The 22,447-nt window shown below is 68.3% G+C and carries 17 protein-coding genes; 10 read left to right on the top strand and 7 right to left on the bottom strand.

The genetic code is table 11. The features are described from left to right. Window positions 1–4 precede the first annotated feature (4 nt). From A9K58_RS14645 to A9K58_RS14625, 5 genes are read right to left on the bottom strand one after another with little or no spacing between them, the layout of a single operon-like run. Complete coding sequence (locus tag A9K58_RS14645) at window positions 5–988, bottom strand: AAA family ATPase (RefSeq protein WP_065200034.1); 984 nt, start codon at window positions 986–988, stop codon at window positions 5–7. A gap of 16 nt (window positions 989–1,004) precedes the next feature. Next, window positions 1,005–1,712 carry a DUF4159 domain-containing protein gene (locus A9K58_RS14640; RefSeq protein WP_065200033.1) on the bottom strand — a complete coding sequence of 236 codons (708 nt, stop codon included), beginning with the start codon at window positions 1,710–1,712 and terminating at the stop codon, window positions 1,005–1,007. Then, window positions 1,712–3,046 (bottom strand): TldD/PmbA family protein, encoded by a 1,335-nt coding sequence (locus A9K58_RS14635; RefSeq protein WP_065200032.1) that lies wholly within the window; start codon window positions 3,044–3,046, stop codon window positions 1,712–1,714. Before A9K58_RS14635 ends, A9K58_RS14640 begins: the two co-directional genes overlap by 1 nt. Before the next feature lie 21 nt (window positions 3,047–3,067). Next, window positions 3,068–4,702 (bottom strand): TldD/PmbA family protein, encoded by a 1,635-nt coding sequence (locus tag A9K58_RS14630; protein ID WP_065200031.1) that lies wholly within the window; start codon window positions 4,700–4,702, stop codon window positions 3,068–3,070. A gap of 30 nt (window positions 4,703–4,732) precedes the next feature. Beyond that, the gene (locus tag A9K58_RS14625; RefSeq protein WP_065200030.1) at window positions 4,733–6,364 is read right to left on the bottom strand and encodes a TldD/PmbA family protein; all 1,632 of its coding nucleotides are present in this window, start codon (window positions 6,362–6,364) and stop codon (window positions 4,733–4,735) included. Between the two features lie 677 nt (window positions 6,365–7,041). On the opposite strand from A9K58_RS14625, the gene A9K58_RS14620 reads away from it, so the two are divergent. Beyond that, the gene (locus A9K58_RS14620; RefSeq protein ID WP_065200029.1) at window positions 7,042–7,656 is read left to right on the top strand and encodes a DUF938 domain-containing protein; all 615 of its coding nucleotides are present in this window, start codon (window positions 7,042–7,044) and stop codon (window positions 7,654–7,656) included. A gap of 73 nt (window positions 7,657–7,729) precedes the next feature. On the opposite strand, the gene A9K58_RS14615 is transcribed toward A9K58_RS14620, so the two are convergent. Further along, window positions 7,730–11,416, bottom strand: coding sequence for an indolepyruvate ferredoxin oxidoreductase family protein (locus A9K58_RS14615; protein ID WP_065200028.1), 3,687 nt, complete (start codon window positions 11,414–11,416; stop codon window positions 7,730–7,732). A gap of 169 nt (window positions 11,417–11,585) precedes the next feature. Here A9K58_RS14615 and A9K58_RS14610 point away from each other — a divergent pair, with 169 nt between their 5' ends. After that, window positions 11,586–12,221 (top strand): hypothetical protein, encoded by a 636-nt coding sequence (locus tag A9K58_RS14610; protein WP_065200027.1) that lies wholly within the window; start codon window positions 11,586–11,588, stop codon window positions 12,219–12,221. Window positions 12,222–12,503: 282 nt separating this feature from the next. Here A9K58_RS14610 and A9K58_RS14605 read toward each other — a convergent pair whose 3' ends face one another. Then, window positions 12,504–13,988: an AAA family ATPase gene (locus A9K58_RS14605; RefSeq protein WP_065200026.1), complete on the bottom strand. Its 1,485-nt coding sequence runs from the start codon at window positions 13,986–13,988 to the stop codon at window positions 12,504–12,506. Window positions 13,989–14,110: 122 nt separating this feature from the next. Here A9K58_RS14605 and A9K58_RS14600 point away from each other — a divergent pair, with 122 nt between their 5' ends. From A9K58_RS14600 to A9K58_RS14565, 8 genes are all read left to right on the top strand, one after another. Beyond that, on the top strand, window positions 14,111–14,740 hold the full coding sequence (locus A9K58_RS14600; RefSeq protein ID WP_065200025.1) for a ParA family protein: 630 nt from the start codon (window positions 14,111–14,113) through the stop codon (window positions 14,738–14,740). Window positions 14,741–14,776: 36 nt separating this feature from the next. Beyond that, window positions 14,777–15,253, top strand: a complete 477-nt coding sequence (locus A9K58_RS14595; protein ID WP_065200024.1) for a SixA phosphatase family protein — start codon at window positions 14,777–14,779, stop codon at window positions 15,251–15,253. A gap of 4 nt (window positions 15,254–15,257) precedes the next feature. Continuing rightward, the gene (locus A9K58_RS14590; protein WP_065200023.1) at window positions 15,258–15,875 is read left to right on the top strand and encodes a YceI family protein; all 618 of its coding nucleotides are present in this window, start codon (window positions 15,258–15,260) and stop codon (window positions 15,873–15,875) included. Beyond that, on the top strand, window positions 15,872–17,920 hold the full coding sequence (locus A9K58_RS14585) for a phospholipase D family protein (protein ID WP_065200022.1): 2,049 nt from the start codon (window positions 15,872–15,874) through the stop codon (window positions 17,918–17,920). The genes A9K58_RS14590 and A9K58_RS14585 overlap by 4 nt, the downstream gene beginning before the upstream one ends. 10 nt (window positions 17,921–17,930) lie before the next feature. Further along, entirely contained in the window at window positions 17,931–18,365 is a 435-nt protein-coding gene (locus A9K58_RS14580) for a hotdog fold thioesterase (protein ID WP_065200021.1), read from the top strand. A 120-nt stretch (window positions 18,366–18,485) separates the two neighbouring features. Then, a complete protein-coding gene (locus A9K58_RS14575; protein WP_065200020.1) occupies window positions 18,486–19,277 on the top strand; it encodes a lysophospholipid acyltransferase family protein in 792 nt (263 codons plus the stop codon). A 7-nt stretch (window positions 19,278–19,284) separates the two neighbouring features. Next, window positions 19,285–20,319: a YheT family hydrolase gene (locus A9K58_RS14570; protein ID WP_081284092.1), complete on the top strand. Its 1,035-nt coding sequence runs from the start codon at window positions 19,285–19,287 to the stop codon at window positions 20,317–20,319. A gap of 56 nt (window positions 20,320–20,375) precedes the next feature. Continuing rightward, on the top strand, window positions 20,376–22,445 hold the full coding sequence (locus A9K58_RS14565) for a tetratricopeptide repeat protein (protein ID WP_065200019.1): 2,070 nt from the start codon (window positions 20,376–20,378) through the stop codon (window positions 22,443–22,445). Window positions 22,446–22,447: the final 2 nt, after the last annotated feature.

The raw sequence follows: 22,447 nt of genomic DNA, 5'->3' as shown, positions 1-22,447 counted from the left end.
TGAGTCAACCCGGGAACGGCACGGCCTGCAGCAGGGCGGCGACCACGTCGTCGGCACGCTTCTGCTCGGCCTCGGCGGCGAAGGACAGCAGCAGGCGGTGGCGCATCACCGGTGCGGCCAGCGCCTGCACGTCCTCGCGGGTGGCGGCGAAGCGGCCGTGCAGCAGGGCGCGCGCCTTCGCCGCGAGCACCAGCGACTGCCCGGCACGCGGGCCGGCGCCCCACTTCACCCACTGGTTGATCGCGGCCGGTGCGCCTTCGCCCGGCCGGCTGGCGCGCACCAGGCGGGTGATCCAGGCCAGCACATCGGGGCTGACATGCACCTGGCGCACCGCCGCCTGCAGGGCGATCACCGCCTCGGCATCCATCACCTTCGGCACCGCGTCGGTGGCGCCGCCGGTGGTCTGTTCCAGGATCTGCCGCTCCTCGTCCTCACTGGGGTAATCCACCAGCACGTGCAGCAGGAAACGGTCCAGCTGCGCCTCCGGCAGCGGGTAGGTGCCGGCCTGCTCGATCGGGTTCTGCGTGGCCAGCACGAAGAACGGCGCGGGCAACTCGCGCGTGGTGCCGGCATGGCTGACCGTGCGTTCCTGCATCGCTTCCAGCAGTGCGGCCTGGGTCTTGGGCGGGGTGCGGTTGAGTTCGTCGGCCAGCAGCAGGTGGGTGAAGATAGGGCCCTGCTGGAAGCGGAAATGGCGGTGGCCGGTACCGTGGTCTTCCTCCAGCAGCTCGGTGCCGAGGATGTCGCTGGGCATCAGGTCGGGGGTGAACTGCACGCGCCGGAACTGCAGTTCCAGCGCCTGGCCCAGCGAGCGCACCAGCAGCGTCTTGCCGAGGCCGGGCGCGCCTTCCAGCAAGCAGTGGCCACCGGCCAGCAGGCCGATCAGCAGTTGCTCGACCACCGTGTGCTGGCCTACCACGGCGCGTGCGAGCGCAGCGCGCAGCTCATCCAGGCGCGGCAGCAGGGAATCGAGGTCGGGGGAGGTCATGGGCGTGCGGGTCCTATCAGTTGTTCAACGCGTACATCACGATGTTGACGCCGAAGCGGGTGTTGTCTTCGGCCAGGAAACGCTTGTTGCGCCAGTCGTAGTCCCACTCGCAGCCATAGTCCTTGTTGCTGTAGAGCAGGCCCAGGCGGCCCCCGACCTCGATGCCCTTCAGGTAGTCGTGCACCAGGTCGTCGCCCCAGCCGTTGAGCTCGAAGCTGGTGGCGGGCGGGCCTTCGGGGAAGCGGAAGAAGCTGCGGTACAACGGGTGGCTGTTGGGCAGTTTCTGCAATGCCTTCGGACCGAACAGGCGGGCCATCTGTGCCTCGAACGAGGTGGCGAACAGGCCATCGATGTCATGGTTGCAGTCGTCGACGAAGACGAAGCCGCCATTGCGCACGTAGCGCACGAAGTTCTGCCGTTCGGCAGCGTTGAACTCGACCAGTGTGTGCCCGGCCAGATAGCAGAACGGCGCTTCCAGCATGCGCGGGTCGGCCAGCGCCACCACGTGTTCCTGCGGATCCACGCGCAGCGAGGTGTAATCGATCAGCGAGGTGATCAGGTTGGACGGCATGCGCGCGTCCACGTCCCAGTCACCGGAATCGTACTGCAGGCGGGTAAACCAGAAGTCGTAGCGTGAACTGCGCGGGCCTGCCTGTGCCCGGACTGGCAGCGCCGCCGCCGAAGCGGCAGCGGCCAACCAGCGCAGGCAGGCCCGGCGATCCATCAGACGGCGTCGGACAGCGAGGTGAAGGTGAAGTCACGCAGCTTCATCGGCGGGATCATCATCACGAAGCTGGATTCGTCGCCGGCCACGCGCACCGGCTTGCCCAGCTCTTCGATGTTGTTGAGCATGATCACCGGCGATTCGTTGAAGCGGAAGTTCTTCACCGGGTGCTTGATCTGCCCGTTCTCGATGTAGAAGGTGCCGTCGCGGGTCAGGCCGGTCAGCAGCACGGTCTGCGGATCGACCATGCGGATGTACCAGGTGCGGGTGACCAGGATGCCCTTCTGGGTACCGCGCACCAGCTCGGCGGTGCTCTTCTCGCCGCCGCTCATCAGCAGGTTGCCCGGCGTGGCCCGGGCGGTCTTGCCCTGCTTCTGCGCCCAGAAGCGCGAGTAGTCCAGGTTGGCGACCTTGCCGTTCTCGATGATGGCCATGCGCTCGCGCGGAAGGCCTTCGCTGTCCCACGGCAGCACCGGCGCTTCCGGATGCCACGGGTCGGCGTACATGGACACGCGCGGGTCATAGACCTGCTCGCCCAGCTTGTTGCCGCCGCCCTTCTTGGACAGGAAACTGCGGCCTTCATCGGCAGAGCGCGCGCTGAAGAAGTTCATCATGAAGCTGATCAGGCCCGCGGCCGCAGCCGGCTCCAGGATCACCGTGTACTTCCCCGGCTCCAGCGCCTTGGCTTCGGCCGATTCGGTGGCCTTGCGCATGGCGATGCGGATGTCCTGGTCGGCCTTGAAGTCGGCGGCATCCTTCAGGTTGCGGCCGACCCAGCCCGAGCCACGCCCGTCCTCGGTGCGCACGGTGCAGGTGTAGTCGAAACTGGTAGTGCGCTGGTAGGCGAAGTTGCCGTTGCTGTTGGCAATGGCCTGGAAGCCCTGGCCATCCTCCAGGAAGCCGGCGGCGATCAGGCCGTTGCCGCGGCACGGCGCGATCGAATCAGCGGCGACCTTGGCGCGGAAGGCCGGATCGATCGCGGCGGTGGATTCGCTGAAGGTCGGGCTGGGCCGGTAGTCCTGCTTGCCGATGGCCGGCATGAACTCCGGGTTTTCCGGCGCCAGCCGCGCCAGGTCTTCGGCACGGCGTACCACCCGCTCCAGCGCGGCGTCGTCGAACTCGTTGATCGAGGCGGTGCCGACGCGCTTGCCGAAGGCGACGGTGACCGCCAGCTCGGTGTTGTCGACGATGCCGCTGGTGGAGACGTTGTTCAGCGCGAAACGGATGTTGCCGTTGACCGCGCCGGCCAGCACGGCGGTGCACTCGTCGGCCTTGGACAGGGCGATGACCTTGTCGAGGATGGCCTTGGCCTGGGCTTCGGTGAAGATACTCATGGTGTAAGGGCTCCTGACCGGTCAGCCGAGGCTGCGTGCGGTGTTGATGACATTGATGCCGTTGAAGCGCGCGGTCGACGAACCGTGCGAGACCGCCGAGACCTGGCCCGGCTGGCCCTTGCCGTCGAAGAACGAACCGCCCAGGCGGTAGTCGCGCTCGTCGGCCACGGCGGTGCAGGCATTCCAGAACTCCGGCGTGCGGATCTGGTAGGCCACGTCTTCCAGCATGCGGGTGATCTGGCCGTTCTTGATCTCGTAGAACAGCTGGCCACCGAACTGCGCGTTGTAGCGCTGCTGGTCGATCGAGAATGAGCCGTCACCGATGATGTAGATGCCGTTCTCCACGTCCTTGATCAGGTCCGGCACGCTCAGCGGCTTCTTGCCCGGCGCCATCGATACGTTGGCCATGCGCTGGAACTGCACGCTGGACCACGAGTCGGCATAGCAGCAGCCGTCGGACTCGGTCTTGCCAAGGATGTGGGCCTGGTCGCGGATGGTCTGGTAGTCGACCAGCTTGCCGTTGCTGATCAGGTCCCAGCGCTTGCACTTCACGCCTTCATCGTCGTACGCCACGGCGCCAAGGCTGCCCGGCTGGGTCTTGTCGGCGAAGATGTTGACCAGTTCGCTGCCGTACTGGAAATGCTGCTCGCGCTTGTCCAGGGTGGCGAAGCTGGTGCCGGCGTAGTTGGCTTCGTAGCCGAGCACGCGATCCAGTTCCAGCGGGTGGCCGATCGATTCATGGATCGTCAGCCAGGTGTGCGACGGGTCGAGCACCAGGTCGTACTTGCCCGGCTTCACCGACGGTGCCTTCAGCTTTTCCTGCGCCTGCCTGGCGGCGGCGATGGCGTCCTCCTTCATATCGTAGGAGGTGCTGTAGTTGACCACGCCATTGGGGCTGACCACCTTGCCGGCGGCGGCACCCTCCAGGTACTCGTAGCCCAGCCCCATCGGCGAGGACAGGCCCTCGCGGGTGCGGAACTTGCCACTGGCCTTGTCGATCGCGGTGACCGTCATCGGCGCCCAGATGCGATGCACGTCCTGGTCGATGTAGGAACCATCGGTGGAGGCGAAGTACTTCTGCTCGTTGACCAGGAACAGCATCGAGTTGACGAAGCTGGCACCGGCGCCCATCGCGGCGGCATTGACGTCCAGCAGCAGATCGACCTTTTCCTTGATCGGCACCTCCATCGCATTCTTGCGGATCGGCGTGCGCCAGCTCACCTCACCGACGCCCGGCGCCTTGGCCAGCTGCACCGGCGCGGTCTGCACGCCGGCGTTGGCCTTGGCGATCGCTGCGGCCTGCTGCGCGGCCCTGGCCACCTCGGCGGTGCCCAGCGCATTGGTGGCGGCGAAGCCCCAGGCACCGTTGACGATCACGCGGATGCCGACGCCGGTGGACTCGGTGTTCACCACATTCTGCACCTTGTCCTCGCGGGTGATCACGAACTGCCGCAGGTAGCGGCCGATGCGCACATCGCAGTAGGTGGCGCCGGCGCTGCGTGCGGCCTGCAGTGCGGCGTCGGCCAGGCGCTTCTTCAACGCCGGGTCGAGGCTGGACTGAAGCTGCTCGGCGGCGATCACCTTGCCGAAGAAGGAGGGCACGATCAGCCCGCCCGCGGTAAGCCCGGTCAGGGCCAGGAAGTCACGTCTTTGCAAGGCTGCTCTCCACGTCGAAGGATGGGTGGCTCATGCGCCGAGACTGCGCGCGGTGTTGATGATGTTGATGCCGTTGAAGCGGGTGGTGGACGACCCGTGCGAGACCGCCGAGACCTGGCCGGGCTGGCCCTTGCCGTCGAAGAACGAACCGCCCAGGCGGAAATCGCGCTCATCGCAAATGGCGGTACAAGCGTTCCAGAACTCCGGCGTGCGGATCTGGTAGGCCGCATCCTCGACCATGCCGGCGATCTTTCCGTCCTTGATCTGGTAATACAGCTGGCCGCCGAACTGCGCGTTGTAGCGCTGCTGGTCGATCGAATACGAGCCACGGCCGTGGATCCAGATGCCGTTCTCCACGTCCTTGATCATGTCTTCGACGCTGAGCGGCTGCTTGCCGGGCGCCAGCGAGACATTGGCCATGCGCTGGAACTGCACGCTGGACCAGGAATCGGCGTAGCTGCAGCCGTGCGAGGCGTTGCGGCCGAGGATATGGGCCTCGTCACGGGTGGCCTGGTAGTCGACCAGGATGCCGTCGCGCACCAGGTCCCAGCGCTGGGTCTTGACGCCTTCATCGTCGTAGCCAACCGCACCGAGGCTGCCCGGCTGGGTCTTGTCGGCGAAGAAGGTGACGATGTCACTGCCCCAGCGGAAACCGGCATCGCGCTTGTCCAGCGTGGCGAAGCTGGTACCGGCATAGTTGGCTTCGTAGCCGAGCACGCGGTCCAGCTCCAGCGGGTGGCCGACATTCTCGTGGATGGTCAGGAACAGGTTGGACGGATCCAGCACCAGGTCGTACTTGCCGGGCTTCACCGACGGTGCTTTCAGCTTCTCGCGTGCGTGGCGGGCAGCGGCGATGGCATCCTCGACCGGGTCGTAGGAATCGCGGTAGGCGGTGATGCCGCCGGGCAGCCGTACCTTGCCGCGCGCATCGCCATCGAGGAACTCATAGCCCATGCCCATCGGCGAGGACAGGCCGGCGCGGGTGCGGAATTTGCCGCTGGCCTTGTCGATGGCGGTGGCAGTGAACGGCAGCCAGATGCGGTGGATGTCCTGGTCGATGAAAGAACCGTCGCTGGAGGCGAAGTATTTCTGCTCGTTGACCAGGAACAGGGTCGAATTGATGTAGTCGGCGCCCGCATCCAGCGCGGCGGCGTTGAGTGCCAGCAGCAGTTCGACCTTGTCCTGGACCGGCACCGCCATCGCGTTCCTGCGGATCGGGGTCTGCCAGCGCACCTCGCCGACCGACGGCGTCGGCGCCAGCTGTACCGGCCGGGTCTGGATGCTGGCGTTGGCGCGGGCGATCGCCGCGGCCTGCCCGACCGCCGCGCGTACAGCGGCCTCGGTCTGCTGGTGGGTCGCGGCAAAGCCCCAGGCCCCGTTGACGATCACCCGCACGCCCACACCGGACGATTCGCGGTTGGTCACATTGCCGACCTGGTGCTCGCGGGTGATGACCGACTGGTTGAGGTAGCGCCCGATGCGCACATCGCAGTAGCTGGCGTTGGCGCTGCGCGCAGCCGCCAGCGCGACCTCGGCCAGGCGCCTGCGCTGGGTGGTGTCGACCGGGGCAAGCAGCTGCTCGGCGGCGATGGCGCGGGAATGCGGCAGCAGCAGGCCCGCCATGCCCAGGCCGGAAAAAGCCAGGAACTCACGTCGTTGCACAGCGTTTCTCTCTCTCGCTTGCGTGCGGTCGGCAATGGGCCGGACCGATCACGTCAACTCCTCGACTTTCGCCAGCGCGGGGCGTGGGGACAAGTGACTGCAGTCATGGTTGGGGAGGGTTTCGGCAGGGCTTGCAGCCCTGCACCTGCTCAATGCAACGGCAACGGCCAAAGCCAGAGCCAGAGCGGCATTCCGTGGGATGGCGGGGCGGTGTGGGTGGGCAGGACACGCCGTTAACCCATCCATGGGGGCTCGATGGCGCCATCCATGGCGCCAACGGTCCTGCCCACCCACACCGCTCCGCCTCTGACAGCTGGCCGGTGGCTGTTGGTGGGTGCCGACCGTTGGTCGGCACATCTGTCAGATATCGAATGAATTCATCCGTGCCGACCAACGGTCGGCACCCACCAAGGCCGTACGCCGTTCCGACAGATCGCGGCCAACTGTCGAAGGCGGGGTGGGTCCGGTTGCGGGGGCGTGAGCGCCATGGATGGCGCGACCGAGCCTCCATGGACGGATTCACGGCGTCCCCCGCAACCGGATCCGCCCCGCCATCCCACAGGAAGCCCGCTGTTGGTGTTGCTGTTGCTCTGGCTCTGAGCAGGTGCAGGGCGCAGCCCTGCTCAGAACACCCCCCTCGTGCACAATGGGGCCGACCCCGCCTGGACCCCGTCCTGATGTCGAGCAAGCCGTATTCAGAAGCCTGCGAGCGCAACCGCGAACCCATCGCCACCGCACTCGACCCGTGGATGGGCGACCGCCATCGGGTGCTGGAGATCGGCAGTGGCACCGGCCAGCATGCGGCCTTCTTCGCCGAGCGCTGGCCGTGGCTGCGCTGGCAGCCCAGTGATCATCCGGACCATCTGCCCGGCATCGAGGCTTGGCGTGCAGAGGCCGCGCTGCTGAACCTGTTGCCGCCGCTCGCGCTGCAGGTGGAACTACCGCCAGCGCCCGGCCTGTCGCTGCCCGAGGGCACCACGTTTGATGCCGCATTCAGCGCCAATACGCTGCACATCATGAGCTGGCAGCACGTGCAGGCACTGTTCGCCGCGCTGCCATCGGTGCTGCGGCATGGCGCGCTGCTGGCGGTGTACGGCCCGTTCAACTACGGCGGCCGCTACACCAGTGACAGCAATGCGCAGTTCGATACCTGGCTGAAGGCACGTGATCCGCGCAGCGGCATCCGCGATAGCGAAGCGGTGCAGGCGCTGGCCGCCGACCACGGATTCACCCGACTGGGGGATGTGGCGATGCCGGCCAACAACCGCCTGCTGTTGTGGCGGCTGGGCTGAACCGTCGGTAGTGCCGGCCGCTGGCCGGCAACCGATTGCCAGGAGGGATGCCGGCCAGTGGCCGGCACGACCATCAGGCCACCTGCACGATGTGCAGCGCCTTCGGGTTGCGCCACTGCGCCAGCAGCGCCGCCTCGCGCGCCTTGGCATTCTCCACGTGCGCCTCCTTGACGTGGCCGAAGCCGCGGATGTGCTCGGGAATGCTGGCGATCTCCACCGCCAGCGCCAGGCGGTCGTCATCCAGGCCATCCAGCAGCAGCTGCACGGTTGCCTCATAGTCGGCGATCAGCCTGCGCTCCATGCGGCGTTCCCCCGTGCGGCCGAACACATCGAAGCGGCCACCGCGCAGGAACTTCAGCTTCGCCAGCAGGCCGAACGCCTTGAACATCCACGGCCCGTACTCCTTCTTCAGCAGCCGGCCCTGCTCGTCCTTCTTCGCGAACAACGGCGGCGCCAGGTGGAAGCGCAGCTGGTAGTCGCCCTCGAACTGCTGCTGCAGGCGGCGCTGGAAGTCGCCGCTGGTATACAGGCGGGCCACTTCGTACTCGTCCTTGTAGGCCATCAGCTTGAACAGGTAGCGCGCCACGGTTTCGGTCAGCGCCGTGGAACCGCCGATGCGTTCGGCTTCAGCGGCACGCACGCGCTCGACCAGGCTGCGGTAGCGGTTGGCGTAGGCCGCGTCCTGGTAGTCGACCAGGAAGGCGGCGCGGCGCTCGATCATTTCATCCAGCGAACGCGACAGGCGCGCGTCGTCCAGCGGCAGGAATGCCACGTCGCCACCGTGCGAGGGCAGGCCACGCAATTCGCGTTCGTCGCCGGTGTTGCGCGGTGCTGCGGTGGCGCCCCATTCGTTGCCTTCCCACTCGCCCGGCGGCAGCGGATGCAATGGGCCCGGCGTGGACTCGGTATCAGTGTGGCGGTTGCGTACCAGGCCGGCAGCCTGCTGTACGGCCTGCGGATCGACGGCGGCCAGGCGGCCCCAGGCGAACGCCTGCTGGTTCATCGCCACGGCGGCGCCGTTCAGCTCGATGGCGCGCATCAGCGACTCGAACGACAGCGGCACCAGGCCCTGCTGCCAGGCATAGCCGAGGATGAACAGGTTGGCGGCGATGGCATCGCCCAGAAGCGCCGTGGCCAGCTGGGTGGCATCGAGCAGCAGCGGCTCCTGGCCTCCCAGTGCCACGCGCACGCCGGCGATGATGTCGGCGGCGGGGAACTGCATGTCCGGGCGGGTGGTGAACGTACCCGGCATCGCTTCATAGGTGTTCAGTACCACCTGCGAGCGGCCGGCGCGGACCTTTGACAGCGCCCAGTAATCATTGACCACCACCATGTCGCAGCCCAGCACCAGGTCGGCTTCGCCGGCGGCAATGCGCACGGCGTGGATGTCGTCCGGGCGGCGCGCGATGCGGATGTGCGTGGTCACCGCGCCGCCTTTCTGCGCCAGTCCGGTCTGGTCGAGCACGGTCGCGCCCTTGCCCTCCAGGTGGCCGGCCATGCCCAGCAGCGCACCGATGGTCACCACGCCGGTACCGCCGACGCCGGTGATCAGGATGTTCCAGGGCTGCTCAAGCGTGCCGCGGATCGTCGGCGCCGGCAGGTTGTCCAGCAGCGTGGAGGCATCGCGCTTGCTGCCCTTGCGCGGCTGGCCGCCGTGCACGGTGACGAAGCTCGGGCAGAAGCCATTCACGCAGGAATAGTCCTTGTTGCAGTTGGACTGGTCGATCTCGCGCTTGCGGCCGAATTCGGTTTCCTTTGGCAGCACCGACACGCAGAAGCTCTTCTTGCCGCAGTCGCCGCAACCTTCGCAGACCAGCGAGTTGATCATCACCCGCTTGGCCGGATCTTCCAGCTTGCCGCGCTTGCGGCGCCGGCGCTTCTCGGTGGCGCAGGTCTGTTCGTAGATCAGGATCGAAACACCCTTCACTTCGCGCAGGCGCTTCTGCACTTCATCCAGCGCGCTGCGGTCATGGAACTCCACATCGCTGGGGAAATGCTCGCGCTGGGCGGTCCACTTGCCGATGTTGTCCGACAGCACCACGATGGTGTGGATGCCTTCGGCGCGCATCTGCCTTGCGATGTCCGGCACGCTCAACGGGCCGTCCACCGGCTGGCCGCCGGTCATCGCCACCGCATCGTTGTAGAGGATCTTGTAGGTGATGTTGACGCCGGCGGCGACCGCCTGGCGGATCGCCAGCGAGCCGCTGTGGAAATAGGTGCCGTCGCCCAGGTTCTGGAACACGTGCGGGGTATCGGTGAACGGCGCCTGCCCGGCCCAGGTCACGCCTTCACCGCCCATGTGGGTGAACGTGTCGGTGCTGCGATCCATCCAGGTCACCATGTAATGGCAACCGATGCCGGCCAGCGCGCGCGAGCCTTCCGGCACCGTGGTGGAGGTGTTGTGCGGGCAGCCCGAGCAGTAATGCGGCACGCGCGGGAAGCTGGCGCGCGGCAGCGCAAGCTCGGCTTCCTTCTCCTGCATCCACTGCAGGCGCTGCTCGATCGATTCGTTGTTGAAGAACCTCTGGATGCGGCGGCCGATCACGCCGGCAATGGTCGCCGGGGTCAACTCGCCGGTGGACGGCAGGATCCACTCGCCGCTTTCGTCATACTTGCCGACGATGGACGGGCGCTGGCCCCAGCTGGCCGGCCAGTTGAAGAACTGCTCCTTCATCTGGCGCTCGATGAAGGCGCGCTTCTCCTCCACCACGATGATGTCTTCCAGGCCCTGCGCGAAGCGGGCGATGCCCTGCGGCTCCAGTGGCCAGGTCATGCCGACCTTGTACACGCGGATGCCGATGTCGGCGCAGGCTGCTTCGTCCAGGCCCAGGTATTCCAGCGCCTGCAGCACGTCCAGGTAGCTCTTGCCGGTGGTGACGATGCCCAGCCGCGCGCGCGGCGCATCCATCACCACCTTGTCGATGCCGTTGGCGCGGGCGAAGGCCTGCGCGGCCTTCACCGCGTAACGGTGCAGGCGCATTTCCTGGTCCAGCGGCGGGTCCGGCCAACGGATGTTGAGCCCGCCCGACGGCATTTCGAAGTCATCCGGCAGCACGATGCGGCGTGCCATCGGGTCGACCTCGACCGAGGCCGATGATTCCACCGTCTCGGCGATGGTCTTGAAGCCGACCCAGCGGCCGGTGTAGCGGCTCATCGCCCAGCCCAGCAGCCCCATGTCGAGGATGTCCTGCACGCCGGCCGGGTTCAGCACCGGCATCATCGCGCTGACGAACTCGTCCTCGCTGCCGTGCGGCAGGGTCGAGCTGCGGCAGGCATGGTCATCGGCGGCCAGCGCCAGCACGCCGCCGTAGCGCGAGGTGCCGGCGGCGTTGGCGTGCTTGAACACGTCGCCGCAGCGGTCCACGCCCGGGCCCTTGCCGTACCACATGCCGAACACGCCCTGCACGTTGGCGCCGGGGAACAGGTTGGTCTGCTGCGTGCCCCACACCATGGTGGCGCCCAGGTCCTCGTTCAGGCCCGGGGTGAACTTCACCCGGGCTGCTTCCAGGTGCTTGCGCGCCCGCCACAGCTCCAGGTCGAAGCCGCCCAGTGGACTGCCGCGGTAGCCGCTGACGAAGCCGGCACTGTCGATGCCTTCGGCGGCATCGCGCAGGCGCTGCATCAAGGGCAGCCGTACCAGCGCCTGCACGCCGCTCAGGTAGATCCGCCCCTCGTTGCGGGTGTACTTGTGGTCGAGCGTGTAGTCACGGTCGATCAGGTCGGCAGACGAGGGCGAAGTGAGTTGCGCGGTACTGGTCATGGCTGGCCCGGTAGGATCGGCTGGCACCGGCCGCATGCGGGCACGCGGCGGGAAAGGCGCGGATTGTAACAGCGAGGTCGTGCAGCCCAGGCACTCGCATCGCTGGCGTTGCTGGGGTTAGGATCGGGATGGAGAGAGAGGCTGCGGTTGCGGCCTGGGGGAAAACGCAATGTCAGTTCCAGGAAAGATCCTGGCCAGCCTGCTGCTGGCCTCGGGAGCGGCCACGACGTGGGCCGCGCCGGCCTTGCCGGCACCACAGGAGTTCTACTTCGACAACGACCCGACCGCTGCGCCGATGGTAGCCGTGCAGGGGGAGGGCGGCGATCTGATCGCCCAGCTGGCCAAGCTTCGCGAACGTGGCCGCCGTGCGGTGGAGGCTACGGTGCAGCTGGCCTCGGTGGCCAGTGCCCAGGGCCGTGCAGAACTGGCCGAGCAGCTGTACGCGGAGGCCTTGAAGGAATCGGCAGCGCAGAGCTCGGCCGGCCGCGGCGTGCGCTGGAACTACGGTTGGGACCTGCTGCGCCAGGGCAGATCGGAGGCGGCGCTGGAACAGTGGCTGTCCTCGGCCAGCAACACGCGCAGCAGGCCCAGCTGGGTGCCGCCAACGTTTGCGTTGGCATTGTGGCGATCGGGGCAGAAGCAGGAAGCGGTGCAGTGGTACGCCGCTGCCGTGCGCACCGAGCCGACACAGTGGAGTGACAGCAGCCGGTTCGCCGAATTGTTGCCGCAGTGGCGCGAGGACGAGCGCGCGTCGCTGGCGGAAGTGCAGCAGGCCTGGGCGGCAGCGCCGCCGGCCTGGCCCTGACGGACGGGTCCGGCCGGGTTGCACCCGGCACCCGCAGAGGCAACGGCCAAAGCCAAAGCCAACGCGAGTTTCCTGAGGTATGGCGGGGCACTGTGGATTTGCGGCGCCGCCGTAAACCCGTCCATGGGGGCCAGATCAGTCCGCAGCATGGATGCCGCGGCCAGGCCTCCAGGGACGGATTCACGGCGTCCCCCGCGAATCCACCCCGCCTGGCCAAGCGCGGCTTTTGATGTTCTCAGCCAACCAGCCGCCACGCGGGGGCTGCGCCGTTCGCGGGAAACCTCAATCGTCCGCGGAAACCGTCCGCCCCGATGCCCATCCCCGCAATGCCTCGACCTGCTCGGCCATCAGCACCGACAGTGGCCGCGTCGCGCGGATCTCGTTCATCAGCAGCTCGGTATCCAATGGCCGGCCCTCGGCATGGGCCGCATACAGCCCGGCCACGATGGCCTGCTCGATCTCCGCGCCGGAGAAACCGTTGGCGGCGGCCGCCAGCGCCGGCAGCGCGAAATCATCGGCATTGAGCTGGCGTCGCCCCAAGTGCAGCCGCAACAGTTCCACGCGCACCTCCGGCGTGGGCAGGTCGACGAAGAAGATCTCGTCGAAACGGCCCTTGCGCAGCAGTTCGGCCGGCAGCTCGTGCACCTGGTTGGCGGTGGCGACGATGAAGACCGGCGCCTTGCGCTCGGCCATCCAGGTCAGCAGGTAGCCGAGCACGCGGCGCGACACGCCACCGTCCTCGCCACCGCTGGCCAGGCCCTTCTCGATCTCGTCCATCCACAGCACGCAGGGCGCCAGCTGCTCGGCCGAGGCCAGTGCCTGGCGCAGGTTGGCCTCGGTCTCGCCGTGGTACTTGTTGTACAGCGCGCCGACGTCCAGGCGCAGCAGGGGGACACCGAAGCCGGCGGCGGTGGCCTTGGCCAGCATCGACTTGCCGCAGCCCTGCACGCCCAGCAGCAGCATGCCACGTGGCGGATCGAGCCCGGCCGGCGCCGAGCCGGCAATGAAGGCGACCCGGCGCTGGTTGATCCAGCGCTTGAGCCGGTTGGCCCCGGCCACGTCGCCGAAGCGCGCGCTGTCATGCTCGAAGAACAGGTGGCCGCTGCGGTTGAGCAGCTCGAATTTCAGTCGTGCCAGCTGCGGCAGGTCGTCGTCGCGCAGCGCGCCGTCGGCGTAGATCAGCTGGCGGGCAATGCGGCGGGCATCGATCAGGCTCAGGCCCTGCAGGTTCTTCAGGATCTTCTTCACCGCCTCGCTGTCGACCTCGACGCGGCGGCCGCCGTGCTCGCGGGCGTAGGCATCGGCCTCCTCGCGCAGCATCTTCAGCAGGGCATTGGCATCGGGCAGGCGCGGGTTGAAGCGCACCGCCAGCGCCTCCAGCTCAGCCGGCAGCTCCACCTTGGCACCGATCAGCACCAGCACGTGCGGCTCGCTGTGACGGCGCTGGATCAGGTCGCGCAGCGCGCGCTGGTGGCTGGCGTAGCCCAGGTAGGGGTGGAAATCGAGCAGCAGGTAGACGCCACGCTGGTTGGCCTGGCGGATCATCTGCAGCGCGGCGCTGGCATCGGGCGGGCCGACCGGTGGGTCCTCGTGGTCCAGGTCGATGCGGCGCAGGCCCTCGGTGATGGACCAGCGGTGCAGGGCCCGCCACACGTGCATCAGCGTCTGCCGGAACAGTTCGACGATGCGCCCCTCGTCCTGGGTCTCGACCACGATCAAGGGGGTATTGGCGCGGATCAGCGCGCTCAGGTCCTGCAGTTCGCTCATGCCGGTTCGATCCTTCGGGAGCGCCACGATAGCAAAGGCGGCAGCCCAGGTTCAGCACGGCGCTACCTTCCGTCACCACCGCCGGTGTACGCTCGGGGCACGTACCCGGAAGCGAGGCTGGCATGAAGACGATCCTGGTGGCCGGTTCCAAGGGCGGGGTGGGCAAGACCACCGTCGCCACCCACCTGGCCGCGTACGCGGCATTGCAGGGCAAGGCCACGGTGATCGCCGACGCCGACCCGCAGGGCTCCAGCACCCGCTGGGCACAACGCCGGGCCGGGCTGGAGAGCGCGGTCCTGCCGATCGACGTGTACCGGAAGAAGCAGTGGGCGCAGACGCTGCCCGAAGGCACCCGGACCGTCATCATCGATGCACCGGCCGGCGCACTGGCCGACGACATCCCGCATTTCCTCGACGCCGCCGATGCGGTGGTGGTGCCGGTGCTGCCCTCGGCGCTGGACATCGAAGCCATTGTCGGCTTCCTCAACAGCCTGGCGCGGAACCCACGGGTACACAGCCGCAAGCTGCCGGTCGGGCTGGTCCTCAACCGCACCAAGCCGTGGACCCAGACCTCGCAGCAGGCCCTGCACATGCTGGCCGAATGGCCGTACCCGGTGGTCACGCAGCTGCGTGACAGCCAGAGCTACGTGGTCATGACCGGGCTGGGCCGCAGCCTGTTCGACTACCGGTCGGCCCAGGTGCGCGAGCACCAGGCCGACTGGGCACCCCTGCTGTCCTGGCTGAAGCTGTAAGTGCAGCAAGCCTCCACTCCTTGATGGAAACCCGCGATGCGTGAACTGATCCTGCTGCGCCATGCCCATGCCGAACCGGCCACCCCTGGCCAGGCCGATCTCGACCGGCCGTTGTCGCCGGTGGGGCTGGCCGAAGCCGAAGCCGCCGGCAAGTGGCTGAAGGAAAACAACCTGCTGCCGGACTGCGTGCTGTGCTCGCCGGCGCGGCGCACCCGCGAGACCCTGGAAGCCGTGCTGGCCGCCATCGGCTACGTGGAGAAGCGCCTGGAAGACCGGATCTACGAAGCGACCCCGGGCACCCTGGCCGCACTGGTGGATGATCGCCGCGATCTCGACCGGTTGCTGGTCGTCGGCCACAACCCGGGCCTGGAGCGCCTGGTCGCGTTGATGACCGAGGGCACCAGCAGCGACTACCGCGGCATGCCGCCGGCCGGTATCGCCGTGCTCGGCTTCCCGCGGGAAGCCTCGATTGAACCGGGCGTGGCCAGCCTGAACGCGTTCTGGTGGCCGTGATCCAATGAGCCTGGCGCGGCGCAGCCGCTATCTGCTGCCCGTGCTGCTGGCATTCGGCCCGGCCTGGGCCACCGTGCCACCGCCGACCCCGTTGCCGCCTGTGGCGGCAGAAGCGCCACGGGTGCTGCACCTGGACACCCAGCGTTCGCGGATCGGCTTCGAGGTGCGTACCCGCTTCGGCCAGCGCATCGAGGGCGTGTTCCCGCATTTCGAAGGGCGCATCGAGATCCTGTCCGACGGCCGCCACCAGGTGCACCTGAAGATGTTCACGCGCTCGGTCGAGATTCCCGGCAAGGCACGTTACACCGGCTGGATGCGCGGCGAGGAGTTCTTCGATGCCGGGCGCCATCCGGTAGTCGAGTTCGACTCGCTGCCGTATGGGCCGGAACTCGTGAAGCAGGGTGGTGACATCCATGGCCGGCTGACCCTGCGCGGCATCAGCCACCCCGAGTCCCTGAAGGTCGAGAAAGCGGAATGCGCCCGACCCGGCTATGATTGCGACGTCGTCAGCCGCGGTACCGTGCAACGAGGCCGGTATGGCATGGACAGCTGGCAGCTTGCCTTGAGTGACCGAGTGACTTTCGTATTGCGTGCGCGCCTGAGCGAGGCGCCGAACCCGTGAAGCTCCTGCTGCGTGTACTGGCGCTGGCAACCGTGTTGCTGGGCAGCGGCTGCGCGTCGCTGTCGCATGCCGAGCGCGACCGTGCCGAGGCGATCGCCGTGCAGGCGCGCTCGACCGAGGTCGATTGCCGGCGCGACGACCGCTGCGCACTGGACTCGCCGCTGCGCGCGCTGGCGGGACAGGCGTTCGCCGAATCCACCCCGGAGCGCCCCCGCCACTACGCCACCCTGCTGGACGAAGGCGAAGGCGCCCTGGTCGCGCGGTTGAACCTGATGCGCAGCGCCACCCGCAGCATCGACCTGCAGACCTACATCTTCGACAAGGACGATAGCGCGCGCCTGGTCATCGACGAGCTGCTGGCCGCCGCCCGGCGCGGGGTCAAGGTACGGGTGCTGATCGATCAGCTCTCGGCGATCTCCGACCTGCAGATCCTCGGAGCCCTGTCCGGCGCCCACGAGAACTTCCAGCTGCGCGTCTACAACCCGACCTTCGGCAAGGCCCGCCTGAACTACTTCGACTACGCCGGCAGCGTGCTGTGCTGCTTCCGCCGCTTCAACCAGCGCATGCACAACAAGCTGCTGGTGATCGACGATGCGATCGGCGTGGTGGGCGGGCGCAATTACCAGGACGACTATTACGACTGGGACCGCGAGTACAACTTCCGCGATCGCGACGTACTGATCGCCGGCCCGGAGGCGCGGGCGATGGCCACCAACTTCGACGCCTTCTGGCGCGCCCGCCGCAGCGTGCCAGCCGAGCGCCTGAACGACGTCGGCCGCACCCTGCTGCGCGAGGGCGTGCCCGCGCTGCCTGCGGCGGCCTTCCGCCGACCCGAGCGGGTGCAGCGGGTCAGCGCGGAAGCCAGCGACATCGATTTCATCACCCGCACCTTCGTCGATACCGCCCTGCCAGTGGCTTCAGTGCGCTACGTGGCCGACCTGCCACGCAAGCACCGCCGCGAAAAGGCCGACGCGCCGCTGGCCGGCCAGCACGTGACCGAGCCCCAGCTGGATGCCCTGATTGCCGGCGCGCAGAAGGAAGTGATCCTGCAGACGCCGTACCTGGTGCTCTCCAAGCCGGCGCAGAAGCTGTTCCGCGAGCTGCGCAAGCGCCCGCAGCCGCCGCGCGTGGTGGTGTCCAGCAACAGCCTGGCGGCCACCGACAACCCGATCGTGTATGCGCTGTCCTACAAGTACAAGCGGCGCAACATGCGCGAACTGGGCTTCAACATCTTCGAATACAAGCCGTTCCCGCTGGCCGCGCCGGTGGACTACCGCAACCTGCTGCCGGATCCGATCACCGCCGCCGACGGCGAGGACGGCGAGCATCGCAATCCGCTGATCGGCGGCAGTGCCGCCGGCAGCAATGCCCATGGCAGCAGCGGAAGCTCGGGCAGCTCCGGCAAGCGGGGCCCGGTGAACCATCCGCGCACCGGCAGCGCCTACCAGAACGCCCGCGAGCGCCGCCGCGCCGCCGGCAGCGAGGTCGAGACCCGCCTGCTGCGCACCGAGACGCGACCGTCGTTCCTGGGCAGCAAGGCGGTCAACAAGCCGTTGCCGGTGACCCGCCGGGGCGCGCGCATGGGCCTGCATGCCAAGTCGCTGGTGGTCGACCGCCGCATCGGCGTGGTCGGCACCCACAACTTCGATCCGCGCAGCGAGAACTACAATACCGAGGGCGCGGTGATCATCGACGACCCGGCCTTCGCCGAGCAGCTGGCGCAGAGCATCCTGCGTGACATCGATCCGCAGAACTCCTGGACGGTGGCGCCGCGGACCAAGCCCCCGGTGCTGTCGGGGCTGAACTACAGCGTGGGCAAGGCGTCCGAAGCACTGCCGATCCTCGATTTCTGGCCGTGGCGCTACGCCACCGACTACGAGTTCAAGCCTGGCCCGGACTGCCCGCAGCCGCTGCCACGGCAGGACCCCGGTTTCCACCGCTGCTACGTCGCCGTCGGTGACTTCCCCGAAGTCAATGTCGGCCCGAAGTGGCTGCTGGTGCGCATGCTGACTGCATTCGGCGCTGGCCTCGTCCCCATCCTCTGAAGGTACCGGCATGACCCAGGTGTTCCGCGAAGCGGTCTCCCTCGAGCAGCTCAACGCGCTCAGCCACAACACCGCCATCGCATCGCTGGGCATCGTCTTCAGCGCCGCCGGCGACGACTGGCTGCAGGCCACCATGCCGGTGGACGAGCGTACCCGCCAACCCTACGGCATCCTGCATGGCGGCGCCTCGGTAGTGCTGGCCGAGACGCTCGGCAGCAGCGCCGGCAACCTGTGCGTGGACACTGCCAGCCAGATCTGCGTCGGCCTGGAGATCAACGCCAATCATGTGCGCGCCGTGCGCTCGGGTACCGTCACTGGCACCGCCCGCGCGCTGCACGTGGGCCGCAGCACCCAGCTGTGGGAAATCCGCATCGAGGACGAGCAGGGCCGGCTGGTGTGCGTTTCGCGGCTGACCCTGGCAGTGGTGGCCGCAGGCCACGGCTGAACCGCCGGCACGGTCGATGACGGCGGCAGAACCCAGCGTTTCCTGCCGATGGCCCTCATCCCGTCCACTTATGGCCTGAATCGGCTGGCAGCGATGACGGCCCTCCGGTATCGTGCGCGGATGACTTCCCCCACTCCGGCCCCCCGTGGCGGCGTGGCGCGTGTGTGCCGTTACCTGTACCGCGTACCGCTGCTGCTGGCCCACATCATCGTGTTCCTGCCGCTGACCCTGATCGGCATGCTGGCGCCGTGGGCCAACCTGCGCGTGGGCCAGGACCGGCTGGGCGCCAAGGTGGTGAACTGGTGGCAGGGAGGCTTGATGTGGGTGTTCGGCTTCCGCCTGTCGCGGATCGGCCAGCCGCTGCCCGGTGCCGTGCTGTTCGTGGCCAACCATGTCAGCTGGGTCGACATCTGCATCCTGCACAGCCAGCGCATGATGGGCTTCGTCGCCAAGCGCGAGATCGCCAGCTGGCCGCTGGTCGGTTGGCTGGCCGCGCGTGGCCAGACCATCTTCCACCAGCGCGGCAATACCGAGTCGCTCGGCGGCGTGATGCAGGTGATGGCCGACCGCCTGCGCGAAGGCAAGGCGGTCGGCGTGTTCCCGGAAGGGCGCACCCGCGGTGGCCACGAAGTGGGCCCGTTCCATGCCCGCATTTTCCAGGCGGCGGTTGAAACCGGCGTACCGGTGCAACCGGTGGCGCTGGTGTACGGGGACAGGGGCGACGCACAGACCATCGTCGCGTTCGGCCCGGGCGAGAGCTTCTTCGCCAATTTCCTGCGCCTGCTCGGTGAGCCGGCGCGACGTGCGGAAGTGCACTTCCTGGCACCGATCAGTGCCCAGGACCTGGAAGGCCGTCGGCGCATCGCGGAAACCTCGCGTGCGCGCATCGTGGCGGCCATGGGCACCGGGTGAGGGTGTGGTGGCCCTGGTCCCGCCACCTGTCCTCGATGCCGGCACGCCGACGCTGCACGCGGCGGACTACCAGCCGCCGCGCTGGCTGCGCAACCCGCACCTGCAGTCGATGCTCAGCTCCAGCCGGATGCGCCTGCAGCGTGGCCTGCTGCTGCTGGCGGCCACCGGCGCGGTCAGCGAGGAGCTGATTCTCGACGGGGGTGACGGCGTGCGCCTGCAGGGCTGGCACAGCCATGTGGAAGGCCGCGAACCCCGCGGCATGGCCCTGCTGCTGCATGGCTGGGAGGGCAGCGCCGAATCCAGCTACATGCGCATGGCCGCTGCGCGCATGCTGGAGCAGGGCTTCGACGTGGTGCGGCTCAACTTCCGCGACCACGGCAACACCCATCACCTCAATCCCGGCATCTTCCACTCCAACCTGATCGACGAAGTGGTGCACGCCGCGGGCGATATCGCCCGGCGCTGGCCACAGCTGCCGCTGGTCGCGGCCGGCTATTCGCTGGGCGGGAACTTCGTGCTGCGCCTGGCGCTGCGCGCGCCTGCGGCCGGCGTGCCGCTGCTGCGCGTGGCCTCGGTTTGCCCGGTGCTGGACCCGGCGTTGACCATGGAGAGCATCGAGAACGGCCCGGCGATGTACGACTGGTATTTCCGCCGCAAGTGGGCCGGTTCGCTGCGCCGCAAGCGCGACCTGTTCCCCGAACTGAGCGACTGCGACGACCGCGTGCTGAAGCTGGACATCCGTGCGCTGACGGCCTGGCTGGTCGAACGGCACACCAGCTTCGGTTCGCTGCAGGCCTATTTCGATGGCTACTCGATTGCCGGTGACCGCCTGTCCAGCCTGCAGGTGCCGGCCGACATCCTGATGGCGCAGGATGATCCGGTAATCCCGTACTCGACCTTCCGCGACTGGCAGCTGCCGCAGCATGCCCGCCTGGAGACCGCGTGCTGGGGTGGCCATTGCGGCTTCCTGGAAAACTGGAGGGGCGACGGGTTCTCCGAACGCTGGGTCGCGCAACGCCTGCAGCGGGTCCTGCAGGCCTGAACCGGCACCGGCGCGCGGGCCGCTACAATGCGGGTTTGCCCTTGAACCGGACAGCCATGCAAGACCAGATCATCCAAGCGCTGCGCCAGAACCAGGCCGACCAGGCCGTGCAGCTGGCCCAGGCGTGGACCCGTGACGAACCCGGCCAGGCCGAGGCCCACCGTTGGCTGGCGCTTGCGCTGCAGCAGCAGGGCCAGGCCGCAGACGCAATGGAGGCCCTGCAGCAGGCGCTGCGGCTGGCCCCGGACAATGCCCAGCTGCACCTGCAGCACGCCGGCCTGCTGCTGGCCCTGCGCCAGTTCGAGGGCGCCGATGAAGCGCTCTCGCGCACCACCGGCCTGGATCCGAACGCGTTCTCCGCCTACCTGATGCAGGCGCACCTGGCGATCGGCCGCAATGACTTCGACGAGGCCCAGCGGGTCTCGACCCTGGCCGCGCGCATCGAGCCGGACCACCCGGAGCTGCTGGCCATCGACGGCATGATTGCACTGCGCCGTGGCGATGCCGATCGTGCGCTGGCATTGCTGTCGGCTGCAGCCAGGGCGCTGCCGGATGACCCCCGCGTCCTGTACGCCCTGGGCTTCGCCTACCTGGGCAAGGACATGCTGGCCTTCGCTGAGCAGTCGTTCCGCCGCGTGCTGGAACTGAACCCGTCGCTGTCGTCGCTGCACGGCCTGGTGGTGCAGCTGGCACTGCGCCAGGACAACGTGGCGGCGGCCGCCGCGGCGATGCAGGTGGCCCTGCAGCAGCCGGGCATGGACGCGCCACCGATGCGCCGCCTCGGCGGTGAGCTGGCGTTGCGCAGCGGCGAGCCGCTGCAGGCGCTGGAGCATCTGCTGCCTCTGCTGGAGACGCAGCCGGACGACCGCCAGCTGCTGCAGCTGCTGCTGATGTCGTGGCAGCGCCTGGGCCGCGAGGACGAAGCGCGCGCGCGGCTGGATGCGGTACTGGAAAACCATGGCCAGCTGCACGACGTGTGGCTGGCACGCCTGGCCATCGAGCCGCTTGCCAGCGAGAGCGCCGTCGCGGTGGTCGAGCGCTGGATGGCGGCGATGCCGGCGCACGTGCCGGCGCTGGAGGCGCGCCTGCGCCTGCACGACATGGCCGGCGAGCACGCGCAGGCCGAAGCCGTGGCCGGGCGCATCGTCGGCCTGGAGCCTGGCCGGATCGGCGCCGAATCCCGCCTCGTCGAAGGCCTGCTGCAGCGCGATCCCGCCGCCGCGATCGCCCGCGTGCAGGCCCTGGTCGAACAGGCGCCGGCGGCCCAACGTGCCGACCTGCGCACCTGGATGGGCGAGATCCAGGACCGCGCCGGGCAGCCGCAGGACGCCCTGCGCACCTGGATGGCCCTGCAGGTCGACCAGGCGCCGCAGCGGCTGCCGCTGCCGCCGCAGGCCAAGGCGCCGCCAAGCTGGCCGGACAAGGGCAGCATCGACGGCGATATCCATTCCGCGCCGATCTTCCTGTGGGGGGCGCCCGGGTCCGGCGTGGAGCGCGTGGCGACAGGCCTGGCCGCTGCCAGCCCGGTGCTGCGCAGCGACCGCTACACCAGCAATCCACCCGATGATGCGTTCCAGAACTACAACACGCTGCAGGACCTGGCCTCGGGCCTGCTGACGCCGGAGCGGCTGGTGCAGCGCTGGCGCGAGCAGCTGCCGGCCCGCGGCCTGCAGAGCGACACGGTGATCGACTGGCTGCTGTGGTGGGACAACGCCCTGCTCTGGGCGCTGCGCCCGCAGTTGCCGCAGGGCCGCCTGCTGGTCGTGCTGCGCGACCCGCGCGACATGCTGCTGGACTGGGTGGCCTATGGCGCCGCAGCGCCGCTGGCGATGACGTCGTTGGCCGAGGCCGGTGAATGGCTGGCCCGCGCGCTGGCCCAGATCGCCACGCTGCACGAAGAAGACCTGTACCCGCACGTGCTGCTGCGCATCGACCAGATCGGCAACGACCCGCAGGCGATGGCCGACCTGCTGGGTCGCCTGTTCGAGCGCCCGATGCCGCCGGCCGCGCAGCTGGGCGCGCCGCGCCTGCCGGCGGGTCACTGGCGCAATTATCGCGACGTGATGAGCGCCGCCTTTGCCCAGCTCACCCCGATCGCGGTGCGCCTGGGTTATCCGGAAGAATAAGG

It is taken from the genome of Stenotrophomonas maltophilia (assembly GCF_001676385.1).
GTDB lineage: Bacteria > Pseudomonadota > Gammaproteobacteria > Xanthomonadales > Xanthomonadaceae > Stenotrophomonas > Stenotrophomonas maltophilia_J.
This window is presented reverse-complemented; position numbering and strand designations above follow the sequence as displayed.

Coding starts and splice junctions, on each gene's coding strand:
- A9K58_RS14645 (WP_065200034.1), bottom strand. CDS start 988: ATGACCTCCCCCGACCTCGATTCCCTGCTGCCGCGCCTGGATGAGCTG.
- A9K58_RS14640 (WP_065200033.1), bottom strand. CDS start 1,712: ATGGATCGCCGGGCCTGCCTGCGCTGGTTGGCCGCTGCCGCTTCGGCG.
- A9K58_RS14635 (WP_065200032.1), bottom strand. CDS start 3,046: ATGAGTATCTTCACCGAAGCCCAGGCCAAGGCCATCCTCGACAAGGTC.
- A9K58_RS14620 (WP_065200029.1), top strand. CDS start 7,042: ATGTCGAGCAAGCCGTATTCAGAAGCCTGCGAGCGCAACCGCGAACCC.
- A9K58_RS14615 (WP_065200028.1), bottom strand. CDS start 11,416: ATGACCAGTACCGCGCAACTCACTTCGCCCTCGTCTGCCGACCTGATC.
- A9K58_RS14610 (WP_065200027.1), top strand. CDS start 11,586: ATGTCAGTTCCAGGAAAGATCCTGGCCAGCCTGCTGCTGGCCTCGGGA.
- A9K58_RS14605 (WP_065200026.1), bottom strand. CDS start 13,988: ATGAGCGAACTGCAGGACCTGAGCGCGCTGATCCGCGCCAATACCCCC.
- A9K58_RS14600 (WP_065200025.1), top strand. CDS start 14,111: ATGAAGACGATCCTGGTGGCCGGTTCCAAGGGCGGGGTGGGCAAGACC.
- A9K58_RS14595 (WP_065200024.1), top strand. CDS start 14,777: ATGCGTGAACTGATCCTGCTGCGCCATGCCCATGCCGAACCGGCCACC.
- A9K58_RS14590 (WP_065200023.1), top strand. CDS start 15,258: ATGAGCCTGGCGCGGCGCAGCCGCTATCTGCTGCCCGTGCTGCTGGCA.
- A9K58_RS14580 (WP_065200021.1), top strand. CDS start 17,931: ATGACCCAGGTGTTCCGCGAAGCGGTCTCCCTCGAGCAGCTCAACGCG.
- A9K58_RS14575 (WP_065200020.1), top strand. CDS start 18,486: ATGACTTCCCCCACTCCGGCCCCCCGTGGCGGCGTGGCGCGTGTGTGC.
- A9K58_RS14565 (WP_065200019.1), top strand. CDS start 20,376: ATGCAAGACCAGATCATCCAAGCGCTGCGCCAGAACCAGGCCGACCAG.